The sequence below is a fragment of the Cohnella sp. AR92 genome (assembly GCF_003990975.1).
Classification (GTDB): domain Bacteria; phylum Bacillota; class Bacilli; order Paenibacillales; family Paenibacillaceae; genus Cohnella.
On record NZ_RZJR01000007.1, the window covers coordinates 68,041 to 84,021 of the forward strand.

Annotated in this window: 13 protein-coding genes and 1 riboswitch; of the genes, 2 read left to right on the top strand and 11 right to left on the bottom strand. The window is 58.8% G+C overall.

Annotated features, from left to right (window positions below; translation table 11 throughout):
* Positions 1–227: 227 nt before the first annotated feature.
* The 8 genes from ELR57_RS12695 to ELR57_RS12730 all read right to left on the bottom strand — a co-directional run bounded on the left by ELR57_RS12695 (position 228) and on the right by ELR57_RS12730 (position 8,916).
* Positions 228–1,622 (bottom strand): NCS2 family permease, encoded by a 1,395-nt coding sequence (locus tag ELR57_RS12695; protein WP_126959454.1) that lies wholly within the window; start codon positions 1,620–1,622, stop codon positions 228–230.
* 143 nt (positions 1,623–1,765) lie between these two features.
* A riboswitch (purine riboswitch) is annotated at positions 1,766–1,866 on the bottom strand.
* Positions 1,867–2,069: 203 nt separating this feature from the next.
* Positions 2,070–3,062, bottom strand: coding sequence for an L-glyceraldehyde 3-phosphate reductase (mgrA, locus tag ELR57_RS12700; protein WP_126959455.1), 993 nt, complete (start codon positions 3,060–3,062; stop codon positions 2,070–2,072).
* Positions 3,063–3,140: 78 nt separating this feature from the next.
* The gene (locus tag ELR57_RS12705; RefSeq protein WP_126959456.1) at positions 3,141–4,001 is read right to left on the bottom strand and encodes an AraC family transcriptional regulator; all 861 of its coding nucleotides are present in this window, start codon (positions 3,999–4,001) and stop codon (positions 3,141–3,143) included.
* Between the two features lie 96 nt (positions 4,002–4,097).
* Positions 4,098–5,618: a glutamine-hydrolyzing GMP synthase gene (guaA, locus tag ELR57_RS12710; RefSeq protein ID WP_126959694.1), complete on the bottom strand. Its 1,521-nt coding sequence runs from the start codon at positions 5,616–5,618 to the stop codon at positions 4,098–4,100.
* Between the two features lie 179 nt (positions 5,619–5,797).
* Positions 5,798–6,265 (bottom strand): thioredoxin-dependent thiol peroxidase, encoded by a 468-nt coding sequence (gene bcp, locus ELR57_RS12715; protein WP_126959457.1) that lies wholly within the window; start codon positions 6,263–6,265, stop codon positions 5,798–5,800.
* Positions 6,266–6,305: 40 nt separating this feature from the next.
* On the bottom strand, positions 6,306–7,100 hold the full coding sequence (locus ELR57_RS12720) for an ABC transporter permease (protein ID WP_126959458.1): 795 nt from the start codon (positions 7,098–7,100) through the stop codon (positions 6,306–6,308).
* A gap of 6 nt (positions 7,101–7,106) precedes the next feature.
* A complete protein-coding gene (locus ELR57_RS12725) occupies positions 7,107–7,901 on the bottom strand; it encodes an ABC transporter permease (RefSeq protein ID WP_126959459.1) in 795 nt (264 codons plus the stop codon).
* The gene (locus tag ELR57_RS12730) at positions 7,894–8,916 is read right to left on the bottom strand and encodes an ABC transporter ATP-binding protein (RefSeq protein ID WP_126959460.1); all 1,023 of its coding nucleotides are present in this window, start codon (positions 8,914–8,916) and stop codon (positions 7,894–7,896) included. Before ELR57_RS12730 ends, ELR57_RS12725 begins: the two co-directional genes overlap by 8 nt.
* A gap of 169 nt (positions 8,917–9,085) precedes the next feature.
* Between ELR57_RS12730 and ELR57_RS12735 the strand changes: the two genes are divergently transcribed.
* Together ELR57_RS12735 and ELR57_RS12740 are read left to right on the top strand one after the other, a co-directional pair.
* Positions 9,086–10,105 (top strand): LCP family protein, encoded by a 1,020-nt coding sequence (locus ELR57_RS12735; protein ID WP_126959461.1) that lies wholly within the window; start codon positions 9,086–9,088, stop codon positions 10,103–10,105.
* 369 nt (positions 10,106–10,474) lie between these two features.
* Positions 10,475–11,788, top strand: a complete 1,314-nt coding sequence (locus tag ELR57_RS12740) for a glutamate-1-semialdehyde 2,1-aminomutase (RefSeq protein WP_126959462.1) — start codon at positions 10,475–10,477, stop codon at positions 11,786–11,788.
* 594 nt (positions 11,789–12,382) lie between these two features.
* Here ELR57_RS12740 and ELR57_RS12745 read toward each other — a convergent pair.
* The 3 genes from ELR57_RS12745 to ELR57_RS12755 are packed head-to-tail and all read right to left on the bottom strand — an operon-like array spanning position 12,383 to position 15,978.
* On the bottom strand, positions 12,383–13,018 hold the full coding sequence (locus ELR57_RS12745; RefSeq protein ID WP_126959463.1) for a metallophosphoesterase: 636 nt from the start codon (positions 13,016–13,018) through the stop codon (positions 12,383–12,385).
* A gap of 6 nt (positions 13,019–13,024) precedes the next feature.
* Positions 13,025–14,278 carry an ABC transporter ATP-binding protein gene (locus ELR57_RS12750; RefSeq protein WP_126959464.1) on the bottom strand — a complete coding sequence of 418 codons (1,254 nt, stop codon included), beginning with the start codon at positions 14,276–14,278 and terminating at the stop codon, positions 13,025–13,027.
* On the bottom strand, positions 14,275–15,978 hold the full coding sequence (locus tag ELR57_RS12755; RefSeq protein ID WP_192896569.1) for an ABC transporter permease: 1,704 nt from the start codon (positions 15,976–15,978) through the stop codon (positions 14,275–14,277). The genes ELR57_RS12750 and ELR57_RS12755 overlap by 4 nt, the downstream gene beginning before the upstream one ends.
* Positions 15,979–15,981 lie beyond the last annotated feature (3 nt).

Here is a 15,981-nt window from a genome sequence, read left to right on the forward strand (position 1 = left end):
CGAATTGGGTACCCAGTACCCAATTGGCGCCGCTTCGCGCGGATGTTCGGCCGAATTGGGTACCCAGTACCCAATTGGCGCCGCTTCGAGCAGATGTTTGGCCGAATTGAGTAACCAGTACCCAATTGGCGCCGTTTCGCGCGGATGTTCGGCCGAATTGGGTACCCAGTACCCAATTGGCGCCGCTTCGCGCGGATGTACGGCAGCTTCGATCTTGCGCGCCTTGCTTAGCCTTCCGACCCGATGAACAGGTAGCGGGCGATAACGAGGACGAACAGGATCCACATCAGCCAGTGAACGTTGTGCTTCTTCTCGCCGCGCAGGTTCGCCAGCGTAGCAAGAATAACGTAGGAGACGATACCGAACGAGATACCGTTGGCGATGTTGTAAGTGAAAGGCATCATGGCCACCGTCAGGAACGCCGGAATGCCGATCGTCAGGTCGGAGAAGTCGATCTCCTTGACGGATTGCATCATCAGGACGCCGACGATGATCAGAGCCGCGCTCGTAGCCGGAGTCGGGATGAGCAGCGCAATCGGAGCCAGGAACAGGGAGACCAGGAACAGAACGCCCGTCGTCGAGGAGGTCAGACCGGTACGGCCGCCTTCCGCGATGCCCGCGGAGCTCTCGACGAACGCGGTCATCGTGCTCGTGCCGAGCATAGCGCCGCCGCTGACGGCGAGGGAGTCGACGATCATGGCCTTACCGATGCGCTTGTTGCCTTCTTCCTTGTTTTTCAAGAAGCCAGCGCGGTTCGCCGTGCCGACCAGCGTTCCGAACGTATCGAACAATTCAACGAACGTGAATGTTGCGATAGCCGTCAGGATACCCGTGGAGAACAAATCTGCGAAGTCGAAGTCCCAGAAGTTCAGCTTGGAGAAGTCAGGAACCCAATCTTGACCCTTCAGCGTGCCGAAGTCGACAACGTCGACACCGGGAATCGCGCCGATCAGCGTCGTGATCAGGATGCCGAACAGGATAGCGCCGCGAACGCGAAGCACCATCAAGGCGCCGATAATAATTAGACCGAGAATGGTCAGCCATACGCCCGGTTCAGCCAGGTCGCCCATGTGGATAACCGTTTCGCTGCCGCCGAGGTTCGTATAGCTGCCTTGAGCGAAGTCGCGCGCGAATGCGTCAAGCGAGATCGTCATCAGGCCGCTGGTCTTCAGGCCGATAATAGCGATGAACAAGCCGACGCCGACCGTGATCGCATGCTTCAGTCCGTCCGGAACGGCAACGACGAGCATCTGGCGAACCTTCGTGACCGTCAGGATCAGGAAGATAATCCCCGACATGAAGACGGCCGCGAGCGCCATCGAAGCGCTGATCGGATGGCCGGTCGCTTGGGAAGCGACAACCGTTGTTGCAAAATATGCGTTAAGCCCCATCCCTGGAGCCAGCGCTACCGGGAAGTTGACGAACAATCCCATCGCCAGCGTGAAAATACCCGCGGCAAGCGCCGTTGCGAGGAAGATGCCGTAGGTGTCCAGTCCGGAAGGCCCGAGTACGAGCGGGTTGACTGCCAGAATGTACGCCATCGTCATGAAGGTCGTGATCCCCGCCATGATCTCCGTGCGAATGTTGGTGCCGAATTCTTTAAGCTTAAAGAATCGTTGCATGTCTCATAGAACCCCTTCTCTTTAAGATTCGAATCGAACACGGTTTGCTCCGATAAAAAAGTAAAGAACCCAGAAGATGTCTCTCCTAGGTTCCGCATATCCGCGCAAAGGTATACCGAGGGAATGTGATACGACGCTCCCCGATATCGCTCTCTGCTTTTCGTAGCCGGATCATTTGCGGTGACCTCGTAGAAACTCCCGAGCCTATTCCCGGGATTATACGAAAAACTTCGATTCCGTTCATTAACAATCATCATTTTAGGTACAAAGCACTGATTCGTCAATCGTTAAAACGAACTTTTTTATGGTTATTCGATAAAATATTCGTGATGACACCGCTTACAGTTATTTTTCATAGGTTAATGTACACATTTTATGGAAAATCCAAATAAAGACCCGAGGAATGGCTGGCTGTCGCCGGCCCTCCTCGGGTCTTCCCTATCGCGCTTATTCGGCAAGAATGCCGTCGATCAGGTCAAGCTCTTCTTTGGTGAACTCCAGGTTGCGAACTGCCCCTGCCGCATCCTCGATCTGGCTGACCTTGCTCGCGCCGATCAGCGCGGACGTCACGCGTCCGCCGCGCAGCACCCAGGCAAGCGCCATCTGCGACAGCTTCTGGCCGCGGCCCGCCGCGAGGTCGTTCAGCTTGCGAACCTTGGCGATCGTCTCTTCGCTGATTCCTTCCGCCTTCAAGAAGACGCTCGGTCCCGCTGCGCGGGAATCCGCGGCGACTCCGTTCAGGTAGCGATCCGTCAGGATGCCTTGGTTCAGCGGCGAGAAGGCGATGGAGCCGATTCCTTCTTCGTCCAGAACATCCTGCAGGCCGTTCTCGATCCAGCGGTTCATCATCGAGTAGCTCGGCTGGTGAATGAGGCAAGGCGTGCCGAGGCTCTTCAGAATCTTCGAAGCTTCCTTCGTCTGCTCCGCCGAGTAGTTCGAGAGGCCGACGTAAAGCGCCTTCCCTTGGCGAACGATCAGGTCGAGCGCCGCCATCGTCTCTTCGAGCGGCGTGTCCGGATCCGGACGGTGGTGATAGAAGATGTCCACGTAGTCGAGCCCCATCCGCTTCAGGCTTTGATCCAGGCTGGACACCAGATACTTCTTCGAGCCCCACTCTCCGTATGGCCCCGGCCACATGTAATAGCCGGCCTTCGTGGAGACGATCAGCTCGTGGCGGTATGGGGCCAGGTCGGTCTTCAGCAGCTGGCCGAACGTTTCTTCCGCCGAACCTGGAGGCGGTCCATAGTTGTTCGCCAGATCGAAGTGGGTAATGCCCAAGTCGAAGGCTCGGCGCACCATCGTCCTAGCATTCTCGTAAACGTTAATGCCGCCGAAGTTATGCCAGAGACCCAGCGAGATCGCCGGAAGCTTCAGCCCGCTCTTGCCGGAGCGGTTATATGTCATGTTGTCGTACCTGCTCTCGCTTGCTTGATAAACCATGAATGTTCCTCCTCATAGTTGGAATACATTCATCATAGTCTCCAAGTCCGAACAAGCCTATGTCAGCATGGAAGGGCTTTATGGAATAATGTCAGATAAAGTACGTCCCCCATTCCGATACTCCGTCGGCGATGCTCCCGCGAACTTCTTGAACATTTTGGAGAAAAGCAGCGCATCCTCGTACCCGACCGACCTTGCGATCTCTCCCACCGAGAAGGTGCTGCCCCGAAGAAGCTCGCAGGCTTTGCGCATCCGGTATTGCATCAAGTACTGCTGGGGAGGCAGCCCTCTGCCCTCTTTGAATATGGCGGAAAAGTATTTCCGGTCAAGCCCCAGATCGGAGGCGAGCTGCTCGACCGACAAAGATTCGGCGTAATGGGCATGGATATACTCCATCGCCCGATGCACATACACGTTTGCTTTCTTCGCCCCTCCCGCTTCCTCGGCGGGACAGGCGGGCAGCGTCTCGATCAGCGCCGTCATGAACCGGTACATGACCGCATTCAACCGAAGGTCGCGGCTGCTCTCGTGGGCAAGCGTCTCCGTCAATTGCTCGTAGAGATACGGCATCACCTGCAGGTCCATCGCGAAGACCGGCTGCTCGGGAGCGAGGCTCGTCCTAGCCATCCACCCTTCCGCCAAGTTCCCCCGGAATCCGCAATACGAGTACGTCCAAGGATCGTGCTCGTCCGCTTGATAGAAGATGACGACGTTCGGATAGATCACGAAGGCCTGTCCGGCCGAGAGCGCATAAGTCTCTCCTCCGACCTTCACGATCCCTTGCCCCTTATGGATAAAATGAAACTTGTATACGTCGCGGATGCCCGGTCCGAAGGAGTGAAGCGGCGCGCAGTCCTCCTTGCCCCAGTGGGTCACATAGAGGTCGAACGGCCCTTCGCTCTCCGGATCGGGGTTGGAATGGAAGTGTTTCTGCGTCATGAACGGCACCTCCCTGATTAACTCTCCGTTACGAAAAACCGCCAGAAACCGCTCCTTGAAGCGGTCCTGACGGTTATGCCATAATTCAGTCCTATCTTATTCCCACTCGATCGTAGCAGGCGGCTTCGACGTCACGTCGTAGACGATCCGGTTGACGTTCTTAACCTCGTTGACGATGCGGACCGAGATCTTCTCGAGCACGTCCCACGGAATGCGGGCCCAGTCGGCGGTCATGCCGTCGATGGAGGTAACGGCGCGGATGCCGACGGTGTAGTCGTACGTGCGTCCGTCGCCCATGACGCCTACGCTCTTCATGTTCGGGAGCGCGGTGAAGTACTGCCAGATCTCGCGGTCGAGACCGGCTTTCGCGATCTCGTCGCGCAGGATGGCGTCGGATTCGCGAACGATCTCCAGCTTCTCTTCCGTCACTTCGCCGAGAACGCGGATAGCCAGGCCCGGACCCGGGAACGGCTGGCGCCAGACGATCTCGTCCGGCAGGCCGCACTCGGTGCCGACCTTGCGAACCTCGTCCTTGAACAGCGCCTTCAGCGGCTCGACGAGCTCGAACTTCATGTCTTCCGGCAGGCCGCCGACGTTGTGGTGGGACTTGATCGTCTGAGCCGTCGCCGTGCCGCTCTCGACGATGTCCGTATACAGCGTCCCTTGAGCGAGGAAGGCGAAGTCGTCGAACTTGGCGGACTCTTCATCGAACACGTAGATGAACTCGTTGCCGATGATCTTGCGCTTCTGCTCCGGATCGGAAACGCCGCGCAACTTGCCCATGAAGCGCTCGCGAGCGTCGATCTTGACGACCTTCATGTCGAACTTGCCGACGAACGTCTCCATGACGCCTTCGGCTTCGCCCTTGCGAAGAAGGCCGTGGTCGATGAACATGCAGGTCAATTGATCGCCGATGGCCTTATGAAGCAGGATAGCCACGACGGAGGAATCGACGCCGCCGGACAGGGCGCACAGGACCTTCTTGTCGCCGACCTGCTTGCGGATGTCCTCGATCGTGTCTTCGATGAAGGACGTCATGCTCCAGTCGCCCTTGCAATCGCAGACCTTATAAAGGAAGTTCTTGATCATCTCGTTGCCGTAAACGGAGTGGCGCACTTCCGGGTGGAACTGAACCGCGTACAGCTTGCGGTCCGCATGGCTCATCGCCGCTACCGGCGCATGAGGCGTGCTGGCATCGACCTTGAAGCCGGCCGGAAGCTCGGTGACATGGTCCCCGTGGCTCATCCATACCGTCTGACGGTTGTCCAAACCGTGCACGAGCGCGCTGCCTTCCACGAAGTCGACGTCCGACTTGCCGTATTCGCGCTTGCTTGCCGGCTCGACCTTGCCTCCTTGCTGGTGGGTAATGAGCTGCATGCCGTAGCAGATGCCCAGAATCGGAACGCCGAGCTCATAAACGTCCGGATCGACGGAAGGGGCTCCTTCGGCGTAAACGCTGGCCGGACCGCCGGAGAAGACGATCCCCTTCGGGTTCAGAGCGCGAATCTTGTCTGCGGAAGTGTTGTACGGCAGCAGCTCGCTGTACACGCCAAGGTCGCGAATCCGACGGGCGATGAGCTGATTGTATTGACCGCCGAAGTCCAGTACGACGATCATTTCATGCGGGTTATTAGTCACTGTCCTAACCGAGCCTCCTGAGGGTAAAACGTGATCGCAGGCCTGCCGAGGCAGGCCCGCGCCGTTTCGCGGATTCATTGCAATTGAAGTAATTATATCTTTGCCCGTTCTAAAGCGTCAAGGCGAGTCCCAGTCGTTCCGCAATCGGCAGAAGCCGCTTATTGCTGGGAAGCGGAGGCCAACACGTCCGCGATATGCCCCTTCACGCGAATGCCTCTCCATTCCTTGGCCAGCTTGCCCTCTTCGTCGATCAAAAAGGTCGAGCGCACGATTCCCATGTATTTTCTCCCGTACATGCTCTTCTCTTGCCATACGCCGAACAGCTCGGCGACCTGATGCTCCGGATCGGAGAGCAGCACGAACGGCAGCTCATGCTTGCCGATGAACTTCAGGTGGGACTTCACCGGGTCCGGGCTGATGCCCAGAACGACGGCGCCCGCCTCCTCGAACCGGGGATAGGCGTCGCGGAAGTCGCATGCCTCCTGGGTGCAGCTCGTCGTCATATCCTTCGGATAGAAATAAACGATGACCTTGCGGCCGCGATAATCGCGGAGTCGAACGTCCTCTCCCGTCGACGACGGCAGGGCGAAGTCCGGAACCGCTTGTCCAAATTGAACCTGCGTCATGAATGCTTCACTTCTTTCTGTTTATCATTGCCAGAACGAATCAAGAACCGGCGCCCCGGTAACGCTTGACCCCGTGCGTCCACACGGCCAGCCCGATCGCGCCGACGATCAGTCCCGCCGCCGGGGTGAGCCATGCCATAAGCGGATCGTGGTGATCCTCCAGGAAGAAGGAAGCCGGATACACCCCGACGAACGCGAACGGCAGAAGCCAGGTGAGCAAGAACCGAATGGTTTTATTATAGATTTGGACCGGATACCGGCCATAATTCTGAATGTTGTAGATGAGCGGCGTGATGCCGGTCGGCGCGTCCGAGTAGAAGGAGAGCGCCGCGATCGCCGTGTAAATGCCCATATAAACCAGAGTCGACCCGAGAACGAGCGCGAGGAGCGCCAAAGGATCGTACCATTCGAACGTCAGCCCCATTTTCCACCAAGAGGTTGCCATGATTCCTATGCCGACGAGAGACCCGATCAGGGACGGAGGATCCACGTTCTCCAGCATGACCTGCGTCAGCGATCCGGCCGGACGGGTCAGGATACGGTCCATCTCCCCCTTGATGATGTAGCGTTCCCCGAAGTTCCATAGATTCGAGAAAGTGCTGAACAGGCCGTAGGGAATCATGAAGTAGCCGTAGACGAACACGACCTCCGCTTCGCTCCAATCCCCGAGAGACGGCGTGTGCTGGAAGACGACGAAGATAAAGATCAGGTTCATCGCGGAGAACAGCAGGTCCGACGCGACTTCCACCCAGAAGTCGGCGCGGTACGTCAGCTTCGTCTTCAGGTAATTGGCGATATACTCCCGAAAAAGCGATAACGAGAAAAGGATTTTCACCTGCGCTCACCCTCCCTGCACGAACAGCCGCTTGCGGGCCGAACGCCACATCAGCAGAATGGGAACGATCAACGCCAGGAACCAGATCATCTGAACGTACAGCGCATTCCAGACTTCCACGCCGTTCAGCCGCCCGGTAAACACCGAGCTCGGCAGGTACGTGATCGCTTGGAACGGAAGCCATTCCAGAATCGTTCGCGCCCAGCCCGGGAAGAACGTCAGAGGCAGCAGCACGCCCGACAGCAGATCGATCAGCACGCGCTTCATCCGCATCAAGCCCTCGTTATTCTCCACGAAGAACGCGAACAGGCCCGTAAGAAGGTTAAGCTGGGTATTAATCAGGAAGCTGAACCATAACATGATGAAAAAGACGAACCAGCGCATCGGATCGGTCGGTAGGGTGACGGGGAACAGCAGGGTCGCGACGATCATTCCAGGGACCATGAGCAGCAGCATGCGGAAGGCTCCTTCTCCGAACCCCTGCATCATCTTCACCAATAAGTAGGAGATCGGACGCATCATCTGCACGGCGACGCTCCCGTCCCGGATCTCGTTCGAGATCTCGCGGTCCAGGTTATTGAAGTAGAACGCCCGCGCCATCCAGGACACGGCGATATAGGTCGTCATCTGCGCGACCGTGAAGCCTCCGAGCGTCTCGGCATCGCCGTAGATCGCTCTCCACATGAAATAATAAGCGCCGATGTTGATGCAATAAATGACGATCCCGCTGTAATAGTTGATCCGATAAGCGAGCATCGTCAGGAATCGGATGCGGACGAAATCGAAATAAGCGCTAACCACGGAGGGCCTCCCCCGCATCCGAGCTTCCGGTGCGGTAAATCTCGCGAACGATCTCGTCCGTGTTCGTCTCGAGAATCTTGATATCGCTGATCTCCGCCGAGCTCACGACCCGGGCCAGCACGTCGGAGACGTTCATCTCGCGGGGAATCCACACTTTGGCGGTCCACTCGTTCTCGACTGTCCAACGGACGTCCAAGCCGTCCGTCAACGACCGGACCCGTTCCAGGGAGACGGCGTCCGTGAACTGGAACACGATCTCGCGCCCTTTGCTCCACCGGTCCTTCAGCTCATCCAGGCCTCCGTCGTAGATGATATGGCCGTCATCGAGCATAATAACCCTGGAGCAGAGCGCGTCGATGTCCTGAAGATCGTGGGTGGTCAGCAAAATGGTCGTTCCGAGCTCTCGGTTGATTTTCTGGAGGAAATCGCGGATCTGGGTTTTGACCATAATATCAAGACCGATCGTCGGCTCGTCTAGGAACAGGATGGACGGCTGGTGGAGAAGGGCGGCCACGAGCTCGCATCTCATCCGCTGCCCCAGGCTCAGCTTGCGCACCGGCCGGTTCAGCAGCTCGGAGAGATCCAGCGTCTCGACCAGTTCATCGAGTCGCCGATTGAAGTCCGACTCGCCCACCCGGTATACCTTGCGCAGCAGCCGGAAGGACTCGATAACCCCGATGTCCCACCACAGCTGGCTTCGCTGGCCGAAGACGACGCCGATCTCCTTCACGAACGCCTCCCGTTCCTTATGCGGAACGAAGCCGTTCACGCGGATATCGCCGGAGGTCGGGACGAGAATGCCCGTCAGCATCTTGATGGTGGTCGACTTGCCGGCTCCGTTCTCTCCGATGTATCCGCAGATCTCGCCTTGCGGAATCTGGAAGCTGATATCCTTCACGGCGGTCACCAAGGTATGCTCGCGCTTGAACAGATCGAGCAGGGCTCCCTTGACGCCGACGCGGTTCTTCTGTACTTTGAACTGCTTCCGCAGCTGATGGACGTCGATTGCCAACATTCGTTAAAGTTTTCTCCTTTTTGTGACAGATCTTGCTTCAATGCGCGTCATAACTTTATAATTCTACAATATGTCTTCTAATAAAGCTAAACATACTGCGATTAGGACAAGCGGAGGACTTCGGCGGGGGCCGTTCCTTATCCCGATCACCGAAAGGAACTAATTTTCAATGAAAAAAAAGAAATGGAAAAGGATTGTATATCCCCTTCTGGCCTTGATCGTCATCGTCATAGGCGCCGCGGCGTGGTGGACTTACAATGCGTTCCACCAGGCTGAGAGCTTCCATAAATCCAAGGAGGAATCCCGGTTTAATCAATTCGAAGACAAGCCGGAAGAGCTTCCGCCGGATTGGACGGGAACCGAACGGGTCAACATCCTGCTGATGGGCGGAGACGAGCGCGGGCTGCGCAAGGGCGAGGTCGCCCGCTCCGACTCGATGATGGTCGCTTCGTTCGATCCGGTCACGAAGAAAGCCCATCTGTTCTCGATCCTGCGGGACACGTACGTGGATATTCCCGGCTACAAGGACAACCGGATCAACACGGCCATCACGCTCGGCGGTCCCAACCTGGCGATGAAGACGGTCGGGAACCTGCTCGGTCTCGACATCCAATATTACGTCTACGTCGACTTCCAAGGGTTCATCAAGCTGGTCGACGCGATCGGAGGCGTGGACTTCTATGTCGAGAAGGATATGCACTACACGGACGCCGCGGACGGCCATGTGTACGACATCGACCTGAAGAAAGGCCAGCAGCATCTGGACGGCGATCACGCGCTGCAATACGTGCGCTTCCGTCATGACGCCATGTCCGACTTCACGCGTACGGAACGCCAACGCGCCTTCCTCGGCGCGGTAGCGGATAAGCTGAAGAGCGGCTGGAACCTCGTCAAGCTGCCGGACATTCTCGGCGACGTCAGCCCGTACATCGAGACCAACCTGTCTGGTACGGATATGCTGAAGCTCGCGAGTCTCGGCTACAAATCCCACCAAGCGGGCTCCGCCCAAGTTCCTCCAATGGAGCTCATCTCCGAGAAAGACGTCGGTGGAGCTTCGGTTCTGGGAGTCAAGGACGAAGACGCCCTGAAGGGATACGTTCAGGAAGTGCTGAACAAGGACCAGACGGAAGCATCCCCATCGCCTTCCGCTTCCGGTTCGGCTTCGGCTTCCGATTCTTCAACGAAATAAGCGTCATGCGCGGGGACCGTCGAAGTGCGACGGTCCTTTCTCTGTGCCGGGGAGGGCGAGGATTGGATAAATTGGAGGATTGGTGGATTGGAGGATTGGTGGATTGGATGATTCCGTCCGTCTCGGATATGGGGATACGCCGTTATGGCGGGACAAGAGCGCGCATTCCATCGAGACGGGATCGTGCTTTCAACGGAACGGAATCGTCCTATGGAGGGGACGGATACGTCCAAGCAGTACCTTCTCGCGAAAATTAGGTGTAAGATGAGGAAGGACAGATTCCGGGACGAGGGCGTTCGGGCTAGTGCCCCTTATCCTCGGGCCCAATCAACTTCTATCGTCTGCCCGATCAAGGAGGAACTATTCGATATGCAACCACGCGTAAGATCCGCTCAACTATACGAGGAAGCGAAGCAGCACATCGTCGGCGGGGTCAACAGCCCGTCCCGTTCGTTCAAAGCTGTCGGCGGAGGAGCGCCCGTCTTCATGGAACGGGCTCAAGGCGCTTACTTCTATGACGCCGACGGCAACAAGTACATCGATTATCTGGCCGCTTTCGGCCCGATCATTACCGGACATGCCCATCCGCATGTGACCGACGCCATCGTTCGCGCCGCCCAGAACGGCACGCTGTACGGCACGGCGACGGAGCTGGAAATTACCCTTGCCCGCAAGCTGAAGGAAGCCATTCCTTCGCTGGACAAGGTCCGCTTCGTCAACTCCGGCACGGAAGCGGTCATGACGACGATCCGCGTCGCCCGAGCGGCGACGAAGCGTACCAAGATCATCAAGTTCGCCGGCTGCTACCACGGCCACTCGGACCTCGTTCTCGTCGCGGCAGGCTCCGGCCCCTCGACGCTCGGCATTCCCGACAGCGCGGGCATTCCGGTCAGCATCGCCAGCGAGGTCATCACCGTCCCGTTCAACGAGACGGACGGGCTGAAGCTGGCGCTCGAGCGCTGGGGCGACGACGTCGCCGCCGTGCTCGTCGAGCCGATCGTCGGCAACTTCGGCATGGTCATGCCGAAGCCGGGCTTCTTGGAAGACGTCTGCCGCCTGGCGCGCGAAGCCGGAGCCCTCGTCATCTATGACGAGGTCATCACGGCGTTCCGCTTCCATTACGGCACGACGCAGACGTTCGCCGCCTTCCCTGACCGCGCGGCGATCGAGCCCGACCTGACCGCCCTCGGCAAGATCATCGGCGGCGGCCTGCCGATCGGCGCCTACGGCGGACGGCGCGAGGTCATGGAGCAAGTCGCGCCGCTCGGTCCCGCCTATCAGGCCGGCACGATGGCGGGCAACCCGGCTTCCGTCGCGGCGGGCATCGCCTGCCTCGACGTGCTGGCCGCCCCGGGCGTCTACGAGAAGATGGACGCCCAGGCGGCTCGCTTGACGGCGGGATTGGCCGAATCGGCCTCCCGCCATGGGGTGCCGCTGACGATCAACCGGATCGTCGGCGCGTTCTCGACCCACTTCTGCGATCACCCGGTCACGAACTACGAAGACGCGCAGAACACCGACGGCGAGCAATTCGCCCGCTTCTTCCGCGAGATGCTGGAGCGCGGCATCTACCTGGCGCCGTCCAAGTACGAAGCCTGGTTCCTGACCACCGCCCACAGCGACGCCGACATCGACGCTACCTTGGAAGCCGCCGAAGCTTCGTTTAAGGCAATGGCTCGTTAATTCGCCGCAAGCGTATCAAAAGGGTAAGAACCCGCTGTCCCATTCGCTCAGAACTGCAACCGCAATTGCCTTGTTGACGTGCGCGCGGCGCGGTTCCGCTGTCGGGGACGGCGGGTTTTTCTCTTTGTGACTCTGCTCGTCGGCTGCAGTACCGAGCCAATTGAGAGGCATCATACGGCTAGTGGCGGGCTATTTGAGTAACTATTACTCAACTGAGAGGCACCATGTGGTTAAAAGCTGGCTAGTTGAGTAACTAGTACTCATTTGACAGGTAGCATGTGGTTAGTGGCGGGCTATTTGAGTAACTATTACTCAACTGAGAGGCACCATGTGGTTAACAGCTGGTTAGTTGAGTAACTAGTACTCATTTGACAGGCAGCACTCGGCTAGTTGCGGGCTAGTTGAGTAACTAGTACTCATTTGACAGGCAGCACTCGGCTACAGGCGGGTGATCGGATGTCGTTATTGAACAAAGTTCAATAACCCGATAAACAAACCAAAGAAGCGCTATCCCATTCGCTCAGAATCGCCGATCCGCTAAGCAGCGGCCGCGAGTCCTGAGCAAGAGGGATAACGGTTCTTTTTTTGCTTCATCTATTTCCACGAAGTTTGCCGAAGGTCTCGGTATAACCCCAAGCCCGCGTCATCCGTGGAGCAGGAATACGCCTTGCGGTTGGTCAGATCGGCCAAGGTCAGGCGGCAGCCATGCTTGGCGCCCGTGTCGATGCCGAGTTTGTTCGGCCCGCGCCAGATCTCCCCGGCCGGGGCGCCGATCTTGTTCGTCGGCGTGTGGCCGAACACGACCGTGAAGGGCAAGTGGCCGTCGGCGCCCCAGAAGTCCTTGCGGATTCCGATCAAGTCGGAGGCTTCCTGCCGATCCAGCTCGACGCCGGGACGGATGCCGGCATGCACGAAGAGATAAGGCGCGCGCCGGATATAGAGCGGTGTCTTGCGCAGGAACTCCAGCTCCTCCGCCGATACCGCTCCCGCCCGCTCTTCGTCATCCGCGTCGAGCAGCCAACGCTCCATATTGCCGAGCACAGCCCGCGCCCCCTCCGCAACCAGCTGCCGTATATAAGCAAGCGCCCGCCAGGTGCGCGAATCCCAATCGATAAAGTCGCCTAGAAGATAAAGCTCATCCCGTCCGGGAACGTAGCCCGCCGCATGGAGCAGCTTGCGGGCTCCTTCCGCATGGCCGTGAATATCCGATATCGCCAAGATGCGAGACATGCGAATCTACCTTTCTTCCTTCTCCGAATAGATATAGACATGAGAGGATTCGATCTCGAGATAGCCGCGAGACCCGATCGCAAGAGCTGTTTCGTGGAAAAAGGTCAGCTTCTCCCCCGCGCGAGTCTCGCCGAGCACGCGCCAACGGCTTCCCTCGAACGAGCTATGGACGACCTCTACGAGAATATGATTAGCAACCGAATGCGTCCCTGCAGCCTGAATTCCCGAAGTACCCGAAGTACCCGAATTTCCCGAATATCCCGATGCGCCCGGAGGAGCCGCGACCTCTTCGCCCGCAGCCGTCTCTTCCGAAGTCACCGAGCAGCTTCCAAGAACCGAAACGGAATCGGCCTGCCAGCTATCCTGCCAGCTATCCTCTCTCCATAAGGCCGCCTCCGGCCGGAACAAAGCCACCGCGTCTCCGCGCTCGCTGCCGCTCCAAGCCTCGCCCGGCACGGTTCCGCGCAGCGAGCTTTCTCCCGCCCGGATCGTCGCGCCGAAGGCGGTCGCCTCGAAGCTCCCCGCCATCCGATTCGCGGCTCCCAGCAGGGAGGCTGCCGATTTCGTGGCGGGCAGCCCGTAGCAGGCCTCAGGCGTATCGATCTGATCGATCGCCCCGCCCCGCATGATGACGAGCCGATCCGCCATCGCGAACGCTTCTTCCGGATCGTGCGTCACGTGGAAAACCGTCGTCCCGAGCTTGCGGAACAAATACGCCATCTCGGTTCTCATCTCGACGCGCAGTCGCATGTCGAGGTTCGACAGCGGCTCGTCGAGCAGGAGCAAGTCCGGCTCCGTCGCCAGCGCCCGCGCGATCGCCACGCGCTGCTGCTGTCCGCCGGACAGCTGCGCCGGCAGCCGATCCTGCAGCCCTTCGAGCCGCAGCAGCGCGAGCAGCTCGCCGACCTTCTTCCGAATGTCGCCCGCGCTCGCCTTCCTCCGCTTCAGTCCGTAAGCGACATTGTCGAACAGAGACATATGCGGCCACAGCGCGTAATCCTGGAACACCATGTTGATGCCGCGCTTCTCCGGCGCAACGAGCTTCGACGCCGACGACACCACTTCGCCGCGCAGCCGAATCTCTCCCGAGTCCGGCTGCTGCAGCCCCGCGATCAGCTGCAGAAGCGTCGACTTGCCGCAGCCCGACGGTCCGAGCACGCTGATGATCTCTCCGGCGGACACGCGGAAGCTGGTTCCTTTGAGAGCCGCGTGCGAACCGAACGTTTTATGCAGTCCGTTCACTTCCAATATCGTCGTCATCGTGCGTCGCTCCTTGCCCTCTTGATTTTCTTCGGCTTAAGCAGCCATTCGAAGAGCATGATCGTCGCGATCACGACTCCCCCTCCCGTCAGCGTCGCCGCTGCCGCATAGCCGAACTTCAGATCCTCGAATGCCTTGTTGATCACGACCGGCAGCGTCATGAAGTTCGGCGGGAACAGAATCGAGGTCGTCGCCAGGTCAAACACCGCCGCTCCGAACGCCGCCAGCCCCGCTGACACCAGCGCCGAACGAAGCAGAGGAACGACGATGGTCGCCAGCCTTCTGCCGAACCCGGCGCCTTGCATCTGGGCGGCGGACAGCAGGCCCGCCGGAACCTTGGCCATCGCCCCGGTAAGCACCCGGGTGATGACCGGTATCGCTCCCGCCACGCTCGCCAAGATAAGAATGCCGGGTTTTCCGTAGAGCAGCAGTCCGATTCTCTCCAGCCAGGCCTGGTTCCAGATGAAAATATAGCCGATCCCGAGCACGACGCCCGGCACGGCAAGCGAGATCAGGGAGATCACGTCCACCGTCTGCTTAAGCGCGAATCTCGAGAAGGTCAGGACATAAGAGACGAAGAACCCGACGAGAAGGCCGACAAGAGCCGCGCCCGCCGCGATCTCCAGCGAGTGTACAAGCCCTCCCGTCAGCTGGCCTCCGTTCTCGAACAGCTTGCGATAATGATCGAGGGTAAACGAAGCGCCGGCGGATCCGTTCGACCGGGTGATCGAAGTCATCAGGTTGGAGCCAAAGGGAATGCCCGCCACCAGAAGAAGCAGAACGACGTTGCCCGCCGCCATGCCCCATTTTCCCCGCGTTGGCTGTCTCGGCTCCGACCTTGTCGCCCTCGAGTTCAAGAAGTCGAAGCGCGACTTGCGCAGCACGTAGAATTGCACGCTCATCGCGAGCGCGATCATGAGCACCAGGTAGAACGACAGCACGCCCGCCATATCGAAGCGGATCGGGGACGTGTATAACGCCGAATAGATCGAATAAGGCAGCGTCGGGAACCGGAATACCGCGGCGATCGAAGCCGGCAGGCCGAAATCCCCGACCGTATCCATGAAGACGAGCATCGCTCCCGAGCAATAAGCGGGCAGCAGCAGCGGCATCTGAATCGTGCGCCACACCGTCCACGGACGGCCTCCGTTGAGCCGGGCAGCCTCGCCCAGCCGGTCGACCTTCCATTCCAGAGCAGAATGCACCGCCAAATAAGCAAAGGGAAACTTGCTTAGCGACATGATCGCGATGAGTCCTACGGGCGTGAACACGGCGGAATGAACCCAGTCCCAGCCGAGCCATTGCTTCGCCAGGCCGCTCGACGCCGCGAACATGACCCAGCCTTGGGCCAGAATAAACGAAGGCGTAATGATCAGCAGCCAGACCGCCATGTCCAGCAGCTTAGCCCCGGGAAAAGACCATTGGGACCGCACGGTCGCCAAAGCCCCTCCGAGAATCGTTGCGAAGATCGTCGTTCCGACACCGAGCAGGACGGTGTTCTTCAAGGATTGATACCAAAGCGGCCTCTTGAATACATCCAGCAGCAGAGATAAATCCCCAAGCTCCCAATTCCCGAAGAACACTCCCGGAAGCAGGACCTGGATAATCACGGCGGCAAGCGGCAGCAAAATAAGAAGAACAAGGACGGCCAGCACCAGCCAGCCCGTCCTGTTCCCATAAGCGAAAATCCGGTTGATCATCGA

What these genes read in the sequence shown, in the direction of transcription:
- ELR57_RS12695 (WP_126959454.1), bottom strand. Translation starts at nt 1,622, where the DNA reads ATGCAACGATTCTTTAAGCTTAAAGAATTCGGCACCAACATTCGCACG.
- mgrA (WP_126959455.1), bottom strand. Translation starts at nt 3,062, where the DNA reads ATGGTTTATCAAGCAAGCGAGAGCAGGTACGACAACATGACATATAAC.
- ELR57_RS12705 (WP_126959456.1), bottom strand. Translation starts at nt 4,001, where the DNA reads ATGACGCAGAAACACTTCCATTCCAACCCCGATCCGGAGAGCGAAGGG.
- guaA (WP_126959694.1), bottom strand. Translation starts at nt 5,618, where the DNA reads ATGATCGTCGTACTGGACTTCGGCGGTCAATACAATCAGCTCATCGCC.
- bcp (WP_126959457.1), bottom strand. Translation starts at nt 6,265, where the DNA reads ATGACGCAGGTTCAATTTGGACAAGCGGTTCCGGACTTCGCCCTGCCG.
- ELR57_RS12730 (WP_126959460.1), bottom strand. Translation starts at nt 8,916, where the DNA reads ATGTTGGCAATCGACGTCCATCAGCTGCGGAAGCAGTTCAAAGTACAG.
- ELR57_RS12735 (WP_126959461.1), top strand. Translation starts at nt 9,086, where the DNA reads ATGAAAAAAAAGAAATGGAAAAGGATTGTATATCCCCTTCTGGCCTTG.
- ELR57_RS12740 (WP_126959462.1), top strand. Translation starts at nt 10,475, where the DNA reads ATGCAACCACGCGTAAGATCCGCTCAACTATACGAGGAAGCGAAGCAG.
- ELR57_RS12745 (WP_126959463.1), bottom strand. Translation starts at nt 13,018, where the DNA reads ATGTCTCGCATCTTGGCGATATCGGATATTCACGGCCATGCGGAAGGA.
- ELR57_RS12750 (WP_126959464.1), bottom strand. Translation starts at nt 14,278, where the DNA reads ATGACGACGATATTGGAAGTGAACGGACTGCATAAAACGTTCGGTTCG.
- ELR57_RS12755 (WP_192896569.1), bottom strand. Translation starts at nt 15,978, where the DNA reads ATGATCAACCGGATTTTCGCTTATGGGAACAGGACGGGCTGGCTGGTG.